We start from the raw sequence: 15,750 nt of genomic DNA, 5'->3' as shown, positions 1-15,750 counted from the left end.
GCAGCGGATGCGGTTTACTTGCCGACAGCCATCTTCGCGCCCGGCGTTGCAAACTCCTCGTTCATCCAGGACTTCAGCGCCTCAAGACTCTGCGGTCTGCCGAGGAAGTCATGCACCAGCGCGGCTGCTGGCTTGGTCGCTCCCGGCTCCAGCACTGTCCTGCGATAACGCATCGCCGCCGGGCCGCCCAGCAGGTTGCCCTTGTCGAACTGTGCGAAGAAGTCCACCGCAATCACCTTGTCGAGCATGTAGGTGTAGTAGTTCGACGAGTAGCCCGTCAGGTGTGTAAAGCTCGCATAGAAGCGGTTGCCGTCGACAAACGCATACGGCGTGAAACGCTCGAAGTCGTCTTTCCACAAGGCATAGAAGTCGATGTCAGCCGGAGGCCGGTTGTGTACCTGCAGCGAGTAGGTTGAGTAGAGAAGCTGCGCCTGCACCCAGCGTCCGCGTCCGTACGCGCCCGCGGCGTTCATCTTTTCCACCAGCGCAACGGGAATCGTCTCGCCGGTCTTATAGTTCTTCGCAAATGCCGAGAGGATGCCGTAGTCGCGAAACATCTCTTCGAGCATCTGCGACGGAGCCTCCACAAAATCACCCTCGACGTTGAAGCCGCCCGCATTCGACCACTCGCCCTGGCTGCCGAGGATGTGATGCATCAGGTGGCCGAACTCGTGGAAGAAGGTCACCACGTCGGAATACTCCATCAGGCCGGGATCGTTCGGCACGCCGCCGGGAAAGTTGCAGATCAACATGCCTTCGGGAACCTGGCGTCCGCGAATACCGGGAACGATCGGCGCGGAGGAGAACCACTTGTCCTTGCCATCGCGTGGATGCATGTCGAGGTAGATGCGGCCCAGCTTCGCGTGGCTTGCGCCTGCCGCATCGAACACATCGAAGGTCGAGACGGAAGGGTCCCACGTCTTCGCATCGGTTACCGCTCTGAATTCAACGTGGAAGAGCTTCGCCGCCGTCTGCAGGATTCCTGCCTGCACCTCGTCATAGGCGAAGTAAGGTCGTGCGCTCTGCGCATCAAAGTCGTACTTCGCGCGACGATACAGCTCGGCCCAGTAGTTCGCGTCGGAGGCAGGAATTGTTGTCAGCCCCGGCTGCTGTGTCTGCGCGTACGCCTTCAGCAGCTCGAACTCCTTCTGCGCGGTTCCGCGCGAAGCATCGTCGACGTCCTTCAGAAACGTCTTCAGGCTCGTCGCCGAACCCATCATCTGGTCAGCCGTCGCCAGATCGGCATAGGTCTTATAGCCGAGCGTCGTTGCCAGCTCCTGCCGCGCCTCCAGAATGCTCTTCAATACGTCAACGTTCTTCGGATACGCACGCTCGTTGTAAGCCAGGTACATGCGCTTGCGCAGCTCGGCGCTCTTGGCAAAGTTGAAGACCGGCGTCGAATCCGGAGAATCGGTGTTAAGTGTGTAGCTGCCATCAGCGTTCGGCTTGTGCCGTGCAATGTAGTCCTCAGGCAGACCGTCGAGCTCCGCCTTCGTCGCCTTAACCTCGAGCCTGCCATCGGCAACGTTACGTCCGAAGACCAGCGACGCATCGGTAATCTTGTCCTGCAGCTGACGTAGCTTCTTCCGCGTGGCCTCGTCTTTATCGACACCGGCGAGACGGTACTCAAGCAGAGCGCGCTCGACGTAGTGCTTCGTCGCTGCGTCTGCTCCCGTCAGCGAAACCGCAGCCAGCGCCTTGTATACCTGCTGATTCAGGCTGAGATCTGTCGTCGCCGACGAGACCTTCGCCACCATCGCCTGCCCCTTGTCGCGCAGCGGAGCCGCATCGCCCACCGAATACATCATGTAGGCTTCGTTGCCTGCCAGCGACAGCTGATTCAGCGCTTCGTCATACGGACGCACCGTGTTCTCCACGGTATGCGCGCCGGTCACGGCAGTCACCTTGTCGATGTCGGCCTTCGCGGCATCCAGCCGGGCATTCACCCAGGTTTCAAGCGCTGCGGGATCGGCGCCATTCGTCCAGGCGTGCAGCGGATCGGTGGATTGCGCCACAGAAGATACAGTGCAGGCAGCTATGGCAAGAACACAGCTTGCAGGAATCAGTGTGCGTGAGAAATTGCGCCGAATGGCCAAGGGGGAGTCCTCCAGTCGTAAATCGTCGCTAACGATTTTATGAATCAGGGATGGGGGCCGAGAAGTCTACCTGTCACATCGTATAGGCTTTTTAGGAGAAGAGGACAACACCGCATGACGAATCACCCGCAGGACGACCTCGCACGCGTCATCCACCAGGAGGCCGAGCTTCGCCTACACCACTTCAACAACGACGATGCCTGGAAGCTCGGGACGCTGGTGCGCGAGCTCGCCGTCGAGCGCGGCCACACGCTCGTGATCGACATACGCCGCTTCGGCCAGCCCAGCCAGCAGCTCTTCTTCACGGCGCTGCCCGGGACCACGCCTGACAACGCGCGCTGGGTCGAACGCAAGGCCAACGTCGTCGCTCGCTTCCATCGCAGCAGCTACCAGCTCGGGCTCTTCCTCGCCAAGAGCAACATCTCCTTTCACGAGAAGTACTCCCTGCCCGACGCCGACTACGCCACGCACGGCGGCAGCTTCCCGCTGCACGTCATCGGCACGGGAGTCGTCGGCGCTCTCACCGTCTCCGGCCTGCCGCAGAGGCAGGACCACAACCTCGTCGTCGAAGCCCTCTGCCTCACCCTGGGCCGCGACCCCGAGGAGTTGAAGCTGCCCTGATTCGAGGATGAAGTTGTTCATTGCAACTCCTTCTAATGGGCAACTTCCTCTGTGATACTGTTCGGCCATGCGTTTATTCACGGCTGCACTTTTTGCGATCGTTACATCCTCGCTGGCATCGGCCCAGATGCCCGTCTCGCCGGAGACTCGCGCCACCGTCACTCACATCGTGGGTGACGTCATCGTCAACGGACAGGCCTACGAATACGACCGCCAGCTCGCCGACGAGATCGGCCCGCGACTGACCGGCTCCGCCAACTACGTCCACGCTGTCTCATGGGCGCAGGATAAGTTCAAAGCGCTCGGCCTCGCCAACGTTCACACCGAAGGCTGGAAGATCCCGGCCACATGGGAGCCGGATGGCCCCGCCTCCGGGCACATCATCGCACCGCGTGAACAGACGCTGCACATCTATTCTCTCGGCTGGAGCCCCTCCACGCCCGCTTCCGGTGTGAAGGGCAACGTCGTCTATCTCGAACACCTCACTCCGGAAGGCGTCGAGGCGCAAAAGGACAAGCTCGGCGACAACATCATCCTCGCCGATCGCAAGTCCCTCGGTGCGAACCCGAAGTTCAGCGAGATTCTTAAGGCACTCGACCAGCTCAACAAGCTCTCGGTAAAGGCGCTGCTGCTATACGGGGGAGCCAATGGGATCGAGAGCGCGACCGCGCTCACCTTCGACGGCAGCCTTTCGCACTTCCCCGTCGCACAGGTTGGCCTTGAAGACGTAGCCCTCATCCGGCGCATGCTCGAGCACGGTCCTGTCACGGTCGAGTTCTCCTTTAAGAACCGCATCCGCAAAGATGTCGAAGTCAACAACGTCATCGCTGAGATCCCCGGCCGCGAGCTTCCCAACGAAGTCGTCATCGTCGCTGGCCATCTCGATTCCTGGCACCCGGCCACCGGTGCGCAGGACAACGGCACCGGCGCCTCCACCGTCATTGAAGTGGCGCGTGCCGTCAAGGCCAGTGGACGCCCACCGCGCCGCACAATGCGCTTCATCCTCTTCGGCGGAGAAGAGCAGGGCATCCTCGGCTCCACTGCCTATGTACGCGCCCATCGCGCCGAGCTTCCCTCCATCGACTGCGTACTCATCTCCGACACCGGCGCACAGCCGGCCAAAGGCTGGTACGTGATGGGCCGCGACGACGAGAAGCAGGCGCTCGCCAACGTCGAACCGCTGCTCGCGGGCCTCGGCTCCAACGACACTACGCCTTCGGTCGAATTCCTCTTCCAGACCGACCATATCTCCTTCGATCTTCTCGGCGTACCCACGCTCGTCCTGTGGAACGAAACCGATAAGTACTTCAAGCTCCATCACAAGGCATCGGACTCCTTCGATTCCGTCGTGCAGGCCGACCTCAACCAGGGAGCCGCCACCACAGCGGCTACGGCCTACGCCATTGCCGATTCGGAAAAATCCTTCGCTCCGCACGACACACCCGAGCAGATCGAGACCATGCTGAAGAACGCCAGCCAGTGGGAGGATTATCAGTTCTTCAAAGCCGCTGGCGTCTTCCCATAAGCCACACAACTCTCCTTCGCAAACAGAAAAGCCTGCGACCATCCGCAGGCTTTTCCATTGAATCGGCCAGCGCGCATCATGCAATCTCGAACCTCCACCGTCCGCCGCCGACATCGCTCACCGTGTGAAGTTGCACGCGATAAAGCGCAGGCCCCCACGAACGCCGCATGCCTTCGTCTTCAAGCTCGATCGTATCCACACTCGAACGAAAAACTGCGGCATCGTACTTCAACGCAACGTCCTTCACACCTGACTTAGCCGAGTGAAAGATAACGGCTCCATGCACATCCGAAGGCGTGCGCGGCGTCATAAATGACAACGCAACCGGAGCAGCCTTGGCCAGAATGAAGTCTTCCTCCACCTGCACGACGCCGGTCCTGCGGTCGAGCACAACTTCGCGCATCCACCGCTTCGCCCCGGCCTCTGCCGGATACGCAGTAGCTAGATTCATCGCAATCGAAGCATGCGCATCGTCGCTCGCATACTTCACCTCGCTCGCCTGATAGGCGTTGCCCTCATGCTGCATCACACCGTTGATCGTCGGCAGATTGTGAAACGCCGACTGCATCGTCCAGATGTTGTAACGCTGTGCGCTGAAGGTCTTCGCCGTGTACGCCTCGACGCCGGGATCAATCAGCACCGGCTCGCCATCGTGGAAGACGATGAAGCTCCCCGAGTCATTGTGTCCGTGGCTGCGCCCATTGCTCGCTGCCTGTACCGCAAGATAAAAGCCGTCCGTCGTGCCTGCCTTCGCACGGGCAGTCATCAGGTGCAGTGCCGGATACCATGCATCGCGTCCTAGCGCGTCAGCCTTCGGAGAGACACGAATCTCTTTCGCGCACAAAATATCCGGCAGTGACCGCGCAAGACTCGGCAGGCTTGCACCCACCGCGCGCTCCAGCTTCGCCGCTTCCCCCGCCGCTCCCAGACCGTTTTTGCCCGAGTAAAACGCGCCGAACTGCTTTAGTAGCGGTAGCTTCGCCGCAAGCCCATAGCGATACACCAGCTCCGGCGATGGAGCATCTTCCATGTGCGCGTCGCCATAGTTCACATAAGCATTGCCTGCGATATGCACATCCGCGATGAACTGCCCCATGCGCTGTACAAACGGATGCGTCATTACATCGGCCGTGCCGTTCACCGCTGAAGCCAGCGTCCGGCAACAATCGAAGTATGATCCCGGTGAGCGCTGCCAATACACCGGTCCTTCTTCACATCCACCATCGGGCGAATAGTCGCTCAAAAACTCATCGAGGCTGCGGCAGCTCTTCACCAGCGCCTGCAGACGACGCTCCGCATCCTGCTCTAGCAGCATGTTCGTCATCAGCCAGTTCGAGTTGATCCACGGATTCCAGTTGTTCAGATGCCCGCGCTTCGCCGTCAAACCCATCCACCAGAAATCGTCGCGAGCAAGACACGGATCCAACACACGCCGCTTCGCCTCCAGGCGGATACGCGGACCGATCAGCGGCGAGACGCTGTTCAGCTTCTCACCCACCAGATAGTCAACCCATGCCATCGTCGATGCCGTCTCCGCCGCAAACAGATCGACAATTGGCTCGGCTGCATCCGGCAGTCCCACACGTGCCTTCTGTGCGGAAAGATGCGCAGGCGCGCCCCAGAACGTCTCTTCGCATATCAGCCAGATGCCGTTCGTAATGTCATCCAGATAGCGACCATCGCCGGCCACACACTCGCCCAGAACCAGATCGATCAGCCTGCGCCGCCGCCCGAACTGCTGTCCCTCATACCGCGAGCGATTCCCGTTGCGCTTGAAATCGAGCGCCGTCGTCGCCAGCAGCGATGGCCAATCCTGACCGCGCACAGCCTCAGCGCGCTTCGTGATCGCAGTGCGCACATCCTCCGGCACTTGCATCCACGCATCGCGTTCCGTCGCACGCGGATACGGATGCCACTGCCCCAACGGAACCAGCTTCGCGCGCAATAACTCCTGCGTAAAGGTCGAGCTCAGCAGATACTTCGGCGGTCCCGCCAACTCACCTGCATTCTGCATCCCCCCTAGTCCAAACGCTGGAGACAGATAGCCTCCACTCACCAAAGCAGCCGAACCACGCAAAAGCTCCCGACGATTCATGCCAACCACTATCTCATCTGCGCCTGTGAGTCCATGCAAAGATTTACCCGGCCAGCTCCGCCCGCACCCGATCCATCGTAGCCAGATAAAAATGCAGATTATGAATGGAGTTCAACGTCAGGCCCAACGGCTCACCCGCTACAAACAGATGCCGCAGATACGCACGCGTATAGCGAGCACACACCATGCAGCCGCACGTTGCATCGATCGGCCCCTGATCCTCCGCATACTCTTTGCGCTTGATGTTCATGCGCTCGACACTGCCATCTTCCTTACGCGTAAACAGCAGCCCATGACGCCCCGCGCGCGTCGGTAGCACGCAGTCCATCATATCGACGCCCATCTTCGCGTACTCCTCAATCTCGTCCGGATAGCCGACGCCCATCACGTAACGCGGCTTGTCCTTCGGCAGCCACTCCAACGTGCGTGCAATCATCTCGCGCGTCACCTCACGCGGCTCGCCCACAGCAAGACCGCCAATCGCGTAGCCGGGAAACTCCATTTCCACCAGCCGCTCCGCCGACTCCTTACGCAGGTCCACATACATGCCGCCCTGCACAATGCCGAACAGGTTCTGCGTTGCGCCGCCCAGCTCCTCATGCCACGGCACGCGATGCTTGTTTGCTTCGAAATGATCCTTCGAGCGCCCGGCCCACGCATGCGTCAGGCCCATCGACTCCTTCGTTCTCTCCCAGCTCGCCGGCGTCTCCACACACTCGTCGAAGACCATCGCAATATCCGCGCCCAGAGCAATCTGCACATCCATCGAGTGTTCCGGCGAAAAGAAGTGCTTCGAGCCATCCAGATGCGAACGAAACTCCACACCATCCGGAGTCACCTTACGCAAACTCGACAAGCTAAAAACCTGGAAGCCGCCCGAGTCCGTCAGCATCGGCCGCTCCCAGCTCATAAATTTGTGCACACCGCCCAGCCGCGCAATCCGCTCATGCCCGGGCCGCAGATACAGGTGATACGTATTCGCCAGAATAATCTCCGCACCACGCGCCGTACCGTCCGGCTTCGGTGGACCGATCTGCTCCAGCACGCCCTGCTCCACCGTCTTCACACTCGCCGCCGTACCGACAGGCATAAACACCGGCGTCTGCACCTCGCCATGCGGCAGCATAAGCACGCCCCTGCGTCCGCCACCTTCGGCGACCTTACTGATCTCAAACGTCAAAGCCATTCTTTAAATTGTAGAGGCTCAGCCAAAAAGACGATGCCTGCCACCCATTCGATGGCAGGCACCTGTATGCTTTCGTCCGTTTTAGAACATCACCTTCAAACCGAACTGCACAACGCGCGGCTGGAAGGTGCTCGAAATCACACCACCGCTTGTCGGCGAACCACCCAGCGTGCCGCCCAATCCGCTCGAAGGCAGGTACAGATTCGTGTGGTTGAAGATGTTGTACAGCTCCGTACGGAACTCCACCTTCAGACTCTCCAGCGGCGTGTTGAACTTCTTGTTCGCCGCAAAGTCTGTCTGGTAGAAAGCAGGCGTGCGTCCGGGATTACGCGTTGCATTGCCAAAGGGGCTCAACAACGCACCCGACGCATTCGTCGTCGCCGGAAGCGTAAAAGCCGCCAGGTTTACATACTGAATGTATCCCGTGTTCGGTGCCTTGACCGACCGCCCTTGCGTTACCTTCTGCCCGAAGACAACGTTCGGCCTATACTCGTTCGCTCCGCGATACGTCGCACTGATCTGCGGCGAGACTGCCGTCGCTGCGTTCGGCGAATACGTCAGGTTGAACGGCGTACCCGCCTGCATCGTATTGATCGCGCTCACCTGCCATCCGCCCAGCACACCATCGACGAGGAAGTTCGAGGTGTTCATGAACTTCCTTCCGCGACCGAAGGGCAGCTCATAAACAAGGCTCGTGATATTCGCGATCGGCAGGTTGTAATCCGACTGAGCATAATCAGCAGCAATGTTATTGGCATCCTGCGGAGAAGGCGTATTGCCTTCCAGCGAAGCGCTGGCATTGTCCAGCGAATGCGACCATGTGAATGAATTCAACAGCGTCAGACCCGCCACCATGCGCTGCTCATACCGCACCTGCAGCGCATCGTAGTGCGAATAGAATGCATTGATCGCAGCCGTGATGTCGCTCGGCCAGTTCGCATACGGGCGAGTAAATTTACCATTCGTGATGACCGACGGGTTCAGCTGGTTTGCGTTAAGAAAACCCTCCAGCTTCAGTCCGTGATTGCCGACATACGCAATGTCGAGCAGCGTGTTCTTCGCGATCTCCTGCTGGATACTGACGAAGTAGCTCTCCACATAGCTGTCGCGCTTGTTCTTCGGCACATACGTAATGTTGTCAGTCGCCGGATTGAACGCCGTCACCAGGCCGCTCGGATATCCCTGGTCGGCAGTCACGTAGCAGCTTGGCGTAGTCGAACCGACAGGAATAATCTGCGCCGGCACCGGGTTGCAGTGATTCGTCGTATTCGGCGTAATCTGCACCACGCTGGCAAACTGCGCCTGCGGGGCGTTGATCGCCAGAATGTTGCCCGACCCGGCGCGAGTATAGTGCACGTAACTCATGCCGAACCCGCCGCGAATCGAGGTCTTCGGCGTCGCCGCATACGCAAAGCCGACGCGCGGGCCCCAGTCGTTCAGGTCAGGATTGACCAGCGTACTGCCGTAAACCCCACTGGCCTTGTACGGCGTAATGCCATTGCCGGCCACCGCACCAGGAGACAGCGTCAACACGGTCTGCGAGACCGGATCGAAGTTCGAGATGTAGTTGTTCTGCTCCGTGTAAGGCGAGCCGTACTCCCAGCGCAAGCCCAGGTTCAGCGTCAGCTTCGGCGTCACCTTCCAGTCATCCTGTGCATACGCGTTGTCCATCGTCTGCCGCAGGTGGGCTACAAAATAGTTCGCCAGCGAGTAGGCGTTCGTCGTGCCGAACAGAAAGTCGGCCATATAGTTATCCGTGACCGCCGTAATGTTCGGGCAATTGGCAAGCGTAGGCACCTTGGTACCGTTGACCGTCGCACTGGGGCAAACACTGTACCCGCCGTTGTACGTAAATGAGCCATAGAGCGGATTGTTATCGTTCACCGCCATCCATATGTGCTCATATTCATAGCCAAACTTCAGCGAATGATTGCCCTTGATCCACGTGAAGTTCACCTTCGGATCAAGCAAGGCGGGATTCTGCCACTGCGGATTCGTGCTCTGACGGCCAAATCCCGTAAAGCCGTTAATGCCGATCGAAGGCAGTCCGCCTGCAACTACTGGATTGTTCGGCAGGTTCGGAATCGTGAAGGCATTATTGCCGATCGAAAGCGTATACTTTCCCGCCTTCGTGCGCGACAGACCAAGACGCGCATCGATGATTTTGTTGCCGCCGATCAGATGCGTATAGCCCAGCGCGATCTGCTGATTCAACACGCGGATCGTTCCGTTTGTCTGGCCGTCCAGCGGCAACGGGATCGTCGGGTTGTTGACCGCATTCTCCTTGCGGTCGCTGATGCGCAGAAACCATGAGCTCGAGGCATTCTGCTGATAGTCGAAACGCAGATCGCCCTTATCCGAGTTATCCGTAAACGGAGCCTGCACCGCGTAATCGTTCGTCGCCAGTCCCGTTGAGGGCAGCCCGCTCACCGGCAGCCCGGGAATCTTCTTGAAGTACGAGATAATCTGCGCCGACAGCGGATTGATCGCATTCGCCGGAATCGCAGTTCCCGCAGGATAAACCTGACCGGTCAACGGATTTCTTACCGCAGACACCAGAATGCCGTTCAACTGGTTCTGCGTCGGCAGCGTCAGCACGCTCAGCGGCTTCAATACCTGCCGGAATCCCTCATAGTCCAGGAAGAAGAACAGCTTGTCATGCACAATCGGTCCGCCAAGGTTCACGCCGAACTGGTTGCGGTTGAACGTCGGCTTCTTGAAGGGAACGACTGAGCCCGTGTTGCTGACAACATTCGGCTTGAAGTACCCCGCCGCATTCAGCGACGTGTTGCGAATAAACTCATACGCCGTTCCGTGAAACTTGTTCGTTCCGCCAGCCGACGCCGTATTGATCGTCGCACCCGACGAGCGCCCGAACTCCGCGCTCTGGTTGTTCGTCACCACGCTGAACTGTGCCACCGAATCCGGAGGAATCGCAATGATCTGGTTATCGAATCCCTGGTTCGACTCGCCATAGGCATTGTTGTCCATGCCGTCCAGCAGAAAGTTGTTGAACATGCTGCGCTGGCCGTTCACGTTGTACGCACCCGCGCGCACTAGGCTCGAGATCGAACTTGTCGTCGCTGCCGTTGGCGCCTGACGTACACCCGTCACCAGCCCTAGCAGGTCCGAATAATTACGGCTCACCAGAGGCAGCGCCGCCGACTGATACTGCGTCACGACCTGGCTGCGCTGGCTCGAATCCGTTTCCACCTGCAGAGCAACACCGGAAACCTCGACCGTCTCGCTCGTCTCACCCACCTGCAGCGTCAGGTCAATTCTCTGGCGCGCACCGACCGACACTGTAATGTCCTTCGCACGCGCCGGGGCAAAACCCGTCTTCGTCACTTCGATGTTGTACTGCCCCACGCGCAAGCCGGGAACTTCATAGTCGCCGCTATCATTCGTCTGACGCGTGCTCACCACACCGGTAGCGGTATTTGTAACCGTTACGGTTGCCGATGGCATCACAGCACCCGAAGAATCGTGCACCGTACCCACAATGCTGCCGTTCTCATACTGTGCGATCGCCTGGCCTGGCAAGAACATCAGACACACGAGTGCCATCAAAACTAGAAAAGTTTTACGCATATCCGCTACGCTATTGCCGATTTGTGTATGCACTATGACAAAACGATGAATAGAAGATTTCACAGGTGCACCTCGTCAAAATTTCCGACGTGTTTTTATTGCGGTCTTTGTTGAGACGAATCAATACCATTGCAGCGGTGATCTGCTTGTTACATCCAACCCATTCCAAGGACTTTACTTACCCACTGTTGCCCGCAAAGCCTCTGGCACCATGGGGCCCGAAAGCATCTTTGCCGGACCCGTCAGGTAGTACGTCGGAATCTTCGGATACTGCTCCTCCACCAGAACCAACGTCCTGAAATCAAAGCTCTGCACCTCGGCTCGTGATTCCATACCGTTCTTCACAATCGCACCGCACAATGCATCGACGAAGGCCTGTGGCCCCACCGTGTGATTGCGATGCTCCTCATCCGTCTGCATGCCTTCAGGCATCAGCTTCGTCTCGATATTGAAGCGCGCCCGCGCTGCATTCTCCGCCCGCTCCCTTGCATGCGGCGTGTTCTTTCCTGCACCCGTGCGGTAGTACTCTACATAAAAATTCACGAACCGGAACAGCTGCGCGACATACGTCGGCACATACGGACTGATCAGCCCTTCCTTCTTCGCAAACGCTACTGCCACCGGTGACAGAGCCAGATCGTTCTTTTGCTCCGGTCCAAAGTGCAGCTTGTCGCAGATAAACGTCTTCTGCGCCTCCGTGCTCGAGATGTCCTTCGAAAAGACGCGATTCTCCATCGTGTACGATTGCCCGTCTGCGCGCCGGCAGCTTTCCGGGTTCAGAAACTGATCGTGCCATATCAGCGACACACCATCCGTGGTCACACCCGTATCCGTCTCCAGCGTCGTCGAAAGCTGGTCCAGCCCGCTCTCAAACGAAGGCAGCGTATTCTCCGGACGCAACCCACGCCCGCCGCGATGGGCTGTCACATCGAACCGCTTCAGTCGCGCGCGCTCGGCATCCGTCTTTGCGGAAGCCAACTCTTCCTTCAACACCTGCTGCAACAGATCAGGGCGATCCGAGATCAACCCATCCACACCCATACGAATCTGCGCACGCATCTTCTCCGGATCGTTCGTCGTCCACGGCACGATCTTGAAGCCTTTCGCCTGCAGCTCCTTCACAGGAACCTCGCCGCTAAGCACCGTCGCATCCACCGGAGACAGCACCGGCTGTCCCGCCCCATGCGCCTTCGCATGGGCCCACGCCTTCTCCATCAGCTGCATATAAGGATTCATGGCAACATCCTGTGCCTTCGCCATCACACACGCACTCGCGCAGAACAGTACAGCCCTCAAAATTCTCTTTGTCATAGAGCGCTAGCATCCTACATCAAAGTTGCGTCAGCGTTAAAGCACCGCTATCGCACTCCTGCACCGGGCAAAAAAAGAGAGGCGCCAAAGCGCCTCCTGGAGGTTGTATGAGATATCTTGTAAACCAATCTAGGGCTGACCCCCGCCCCAAGTCATGACCTATCCGATCCAATTTCATCTCCACCCTTTGGTTGACCCGCGCCACGCGCTCGCCATAGTCTTCCCAAACCACCAGAATTGGACTCTTTCCGTGATCCTTCTCAAAGCCCCCGTCACTCTACTTTTCTCCCTTCTCCTCATCAGTCAAGTGGGATCATCCCAAACTCCATCCACGCCTGCCTGGCACGACCTGTCTCCGCATCACAGCAAGACAATCTCCGTCGACCGGGACATCAACCTCGAAGTGCTGGACTGGGGTGGCACCGGCCGCCCCCTCATCTTCCTCGCCGGGCTCGGAAACACAGCCCACATCTGGGATGACTTCGCCCCAATCTTCACCAGCAAATATCATGTCTACGCCATCACGCGGCGCGGCTTCGGCAAATCCACTCATACCGGCAGCGGCTACTCTCCGGAAAGACTTGGCGATGACATCCTCGCAGTAATGACTCAACTGCATATCGAGCGACCTGTACTGATCGGCCACTCTATCGCAGGTGAAGAACTCAGTTCCATCGGAACCCGTTTCCCTGAACGTGTCTCCGCGCTCGTCTATCTTGATGCCGCCTATGCCTACGCCTTCTATGACGCGGCTGGCGACTACAAAGCCAGTCTCAAAGATCTCCAGAAGAAGATCGATGACCTTGCGAAAAAGCCCGATGATCCAGCACAGATGCGTCAGGTCAAAGCTGCGCTCCCACAATTCGAAGACAATCTAAACCGCAAATTGAACTCCGCCGAAAATCCGTTGCGGCCAGCGTATGGTCCGCCCGATCCGGCAGATAAAGCCAGCTTCGCTGCCATGAAGAAGAGGATGACGACTGCGATTGGCGGAGTTCCCCCCGAAGCAGAACTTCATGAGAGCTTCCTCGAAAATCCTGACGGCAGTTTGGGCGCTCTCAACGCAGCACCTGACGCGGGTAGTGCAGTCTCCAAAAACTTTGAGCATTTCACGGCGCCCATTCAGCTGCCCATTCTCGCGATCATCGGTTATCCGCAGAACAAAGGTGTGAACTTCCGTCGCGACACACCACAAAACATCGCGGCAGCAGCGGCGGCAGACGCAAATCAAGCACGCCAAATCGATGCGTTCGAGAAGGGACAGCCAACCGCGCATGTCGTTCGTATCGCAAACGCCAACCATTACATCTTCATCTCCAACGGAACCCAGGTCCTAAGCGAGACGAACCAATTCCTCGATTCGCTTCCATAGATCATTTTTAACGGCTCGCTTACTGCCCACTTACCGCCTGACCCTCAATCCAGGCTCGCGCCACCTGCACCTGCGGCAGGTCGGCATCCGCCTTCGACCACGCCTTCAGCAATCGCGCATAATCCTCCGTCGCCTCGCGCGTCCGCTTCGCCCCCACATCCGCTTGTGCAATCCCAAACAGTGGATAGCCTGAGTTCGGCCGCTCCTTCAGCGCCGCCTCGTACGCGGCCTTCGCCTCGTCATAGCGCTTCGCCCGCAGCAGCGCATCGCCGCGCGACTCACCCACCGGCCGGATATACATCGGCGGCTCGCGATATCCCAGCTCCCGCTCCGCATCCGCAGCCTTCGTAAACATCGCATCCGACTCCACGCCGCGGCCCTCCGCCAGCAACACACTCGCCGTCAGCTCCAGCGAAGCCACATCCAGAAAGCTGTGCAGCGGCTTGGCCATCGCATCCTTCGCCATCGACATTGCCGCCATCCCTGGCATCGAATCCTTGTCCTCTTCCGGCTTCGTCTTCACATACTCCGCCAACGCATCTGCACTGCGCCGAGCCAACTTCGCATCGCCGCGCTCCAGAGCTGCCATGCCTTGCGTGTAATCCAGCATCACCTTCCGCAGACCGGTAAGATTCTTCAGCTCCGGATCAGGAGCGCTCTTCTCCAACGCCTCCGTAGCCGATCCCCACGCACCCGCACGCAGAAACACCGGCAGCTGCACATTCAGCCGCGTCAACCCATCACGAGGAGTCTGCCGATACAACGTCCCACCCGCCTCACCCCGCGCATGCGTCAGCTTCGCCGAAATCTCGATTGCCTCCACCACTCTGCCCGCTTCCATCAAATTCGCAACCAGGTACATCAGGTTGTGCACGTAGTTCCAGTCGTTGGCCACCGTCACCTTCTGCGCCTGCATGTACGCCTCATCCACACGCATCGAGTTCTCAAACGACGCGCGCGCCGCCTCATAATCTCCCGTGCGATAAAAGATGTGCCCCGGCATATGCACCATATGTCCCGAAGCCGGCGTCAACGCCCCCAGCTTCCTCGCGCTCTCCAGCGCCAGCTCAGGACGATTCCCGGGCTCCACCGCATGAATCCAGTAATGATTCGCCGCCGTGTCATCCGGATGCTCCTTCAAAATCTCCACCAGAATCTGCTGCCCCTCCGCCGTTCCCTGCTTCGGCATACCCTTCGCGTCGAAGCCGTTCATCATCGACTCAGCCAGATAAACCCGAGCCTGCACATCCTCCGGCAGCATCTTCACCAGCTTGCGCAGCGTCTTCGTCTCCTTCGATTCCTTGTACGCTGCTGGCTTCGACCCTGTGCTGCCGCCCGTATTCGGCCCATGCTTCGACCGCTCCGCCTGCTCCTTATGACTCTGTTCGGCAGCCTTGATGTAGAGCTGCTCTGCATGCGTCGCACGCTTCTTGTCTTTCGCCAGCTCCACTGCGCGAGCCAGAGCATCGTCTCCCCACTTCACGCCGCTCCTGTGAAAACTCGCCGCCTGATACAACCCCCAGTAGCACATCGCACACTGCGGATCCACGCGTACCGCCTGCTCAAAGGCACGCGCCGCCTCATAGTCCCAGAAGTCGTGTAGCAGATTCAGCCCCTGCGTAAACCACATCCGCGCCTCATCGTTGGCCACCGTAATCGCCATCGAGCTATTGCCGATCCCCGTCATCTTCACAGGAGGCGGCAGCGTCTCAGCCGACGTCACAATCCCCGTCATCTCCTCGCTGTGACATAGCATCGCCGGCTGCTGCGCCACCGCAAGCTGCAACACCGCACCTACCCAGACAGCACAACAACAAACTACCGCCAACCGACGTCGCATACTGCTCCTCTTCTCTGGCAACACCCTGAACTCAATAGCATAGACCCCCGGTACCGCGATCACCAGCAGCCATCGCCCAACCCAAACGACATCGCAGACAAACAAATTTCAAA

General features: G+C 58.8%; 9 protein-coding genes. 3 read left to right on the top strand and 6 right to left on the bottom strand.

Translation table 11 applies throughout. From position 1 onward, the window contains the following. Positions 1–14: 14 nt before the first annotated feature. Positions 15–2,096 (bottom strand): M3 family metallopeptidase, encoded by a 2,082-nt coding sequence (locus tag KFE13_RS11200; RefSeq protein WP_260703209.1) that lies wholly within the window; start codon positions 2,094–2,096, stop codon positions 15–17. A 114-nt stretch (positions 2,097–2,210) separates the two neighbouring features. Between KFE13_RS11200 and KFE13_RS11195 the strand changes: the two genes are divergently transcribed. Together KFE13_RS11195 and KFE13_RS11190 are read left to right on the top strand one after the other, a co-directional pair. Continuing rightward, entirely contained in the window at positions 2,211–2,717 is a 507-nt protein-coding gene (locus KFE13_RS11195) for a heme-degrading domain-containing protein (protein WP_260703208.1), read from the top strand. 67 nt (positions 2,718–2,784) lie between these two features. Beyond that, complete coding sequence (locus KFE13_RS11190) at positions 2,785–4,242, top strand: M20/M25/M40 family metallo-hydrolase (RefSeq protein ID WP_260703207.1); 1,458 nt, start codon at positions 2,785–2,787, stop codon at positions 4,240–4,242. A 76-nt stretch (positions 4,243–4,318) separates the two neighbouring features. Here the strand turns inward: KFE13_RS11190 and KFE13_RS11185 are convergent, their stop codons facing one another. From KFE13_RS11185 to KFE13_RS11170, 4 genes are all read right to left on the bottom strand, one after another. Then, positions 4,319–6,337: a heparinase II/III-family protein gene (locus tag KFE13_RS11185; RefSeq protein ID WP_260703206.1), complete on the bottom strand. Its 2,019-nt coding sequence runs from the start codon at positions 6,335–6,337 to the stop codon at positions 4,319–4,321. 43 nt (positions 6,338–6,380) lie between these two features. Next, positions 6,381–7,523, bottom strand: a complete 1,143-nt coding sequence (tgt, locus tag KFE13_RS11180; protein WP_260703205.1) for a tRNA guanosine(34) transglycosylase Tgt — start codon at positions 7,521–7,523, stop codon at positions 6,381–6,383. Positions 7,524–7,604: 81 nt separating this feature from the next. Then, a complete protein-coding gene (locus tag KFE13_RS11175; protein ID WP_260703204.1) occupies positions 7,605–11,072 on the bottom strand; it encodes a TonB-dependent receptor in 3,468 nt (1,155 codons plus the stop codon). A 216-nt stretch (positions 11,073–11,288) separates the two neighbouring features. Further along, positions 11,289–12,425 carry a glycerophosphodiester phosphodiesterase family protein gene (locus KFE13_RS11170; RefSeq protein ID WP_260703203.1) on the bottom strand — a complete coding sequence of 379 codons (1,137 nt, stop codon included), beginning with the start codon at positions 12,423–12,425 and terminating at the stop codon, positions 11,289–11,291. Positions 12,426–12,675: 250 nt separating this feature from the next. On the opposite strand from KFE13_RS11170, the gene KFE13_RS11165 reads away from it, so the two are divergent. Further along, complete coding sequence (locus tag KFE13_RS11165; RefSeq protein WP_260703202.1) at positions 12,676–13,797, top strand: alpha/beta fold hydrolase; 1,122 nt, start codon at positions 12,676–12,678, stop codon at positions 13,795–13,797. Between the two features lie 19 nt (positions 13,798–13,816). Here KFE13_RS11165 and KFE13_RS11160 read toward each other — a convergent pair whose 3' ends face one another. After that, positions 13,817–15,637, bottom strand: coding sequence for a tetratricopeptide repeat protein (locus KFE13_RS11160; RefSeq protein WP_260703201.1), 1,821 nt, complete (start codon positions 15,635–15,637; stop codon positions 13,817–13,819). Positions 15,638–15,750: the final 113 nt, after the last annotated feature.

Origin of the sequence: Edaphobacter flagellatus, assembly GCF_025264665.1 — a bacterium.
GTDB classification, from domain to species: domain Bacteria; phylum Acidobacteriota; class Terriglobia; order Terriglobales; family Acidobacteriaceae; genus Edaphobacter; species Edaphobacter flagellatus.
Note: the sequence above shows the minus strand (reverse complement) of the source record. Positions and strands in the feature narration are given on the sequence as shown.

What these genes read in the sequence shown, in the direction of transcription:
- KFE13_RS11195 (WP_260703208.1), top strand. Translation starts at nt 2,211, where the DNA reads ATGACGAATCACCCGCAGGACGACCTCGCACGCGTCATCCACCAGGAG.
- KFE13_RS11190 (WP_260703207.1), top strand. Translation starts at nt 2,785, where the DNA reads ATGCGTTTATTCACGGCTGCACTTTTTGCGATCGTTACATCCTCGCTG.
- KFE13_RS11185 (WP_260703206.1), bottom strand. Translation starts at nt 6,337, where the DNA reads ATGAATCGTCGGGAGCTTTTGCGTGGTTCGGCTGCTTTGGTGAGTGGA.
- tgt (WP_260703205.1), bottom strand. Translation starts at nt 7,523, where the DNA reads ATGGCTTTGACGTTTGAGATCAGTAAGGTCGCCGAAGGTGGCGGACGC.
- KFE13_RS11175 (WP_260703204.1), bottom strand. Translation starts at nt 11,072, where the DNA reads ATGTTCTTGCCAGGCCAGGCGATCGCACAGTATGAGAACGGCAGCATT.
- KFE13_RS11170 (WP_260703203.1), bottom strand. Translation starts at nt 12,425, where the DNA reads ATGACAAAGAGAATTTTGAGGGCTGTACTGTTCTGCGCGAGTGCGTGT.
- KFE13_RS11160 (WP_260703201.1), bottom strand. Translation starts at nt 15,637, where the DNA reads ATGCGACGTCGGTTGGCGGTAGTTTGTTGTTGTGCTGTCTGGGTAGGT.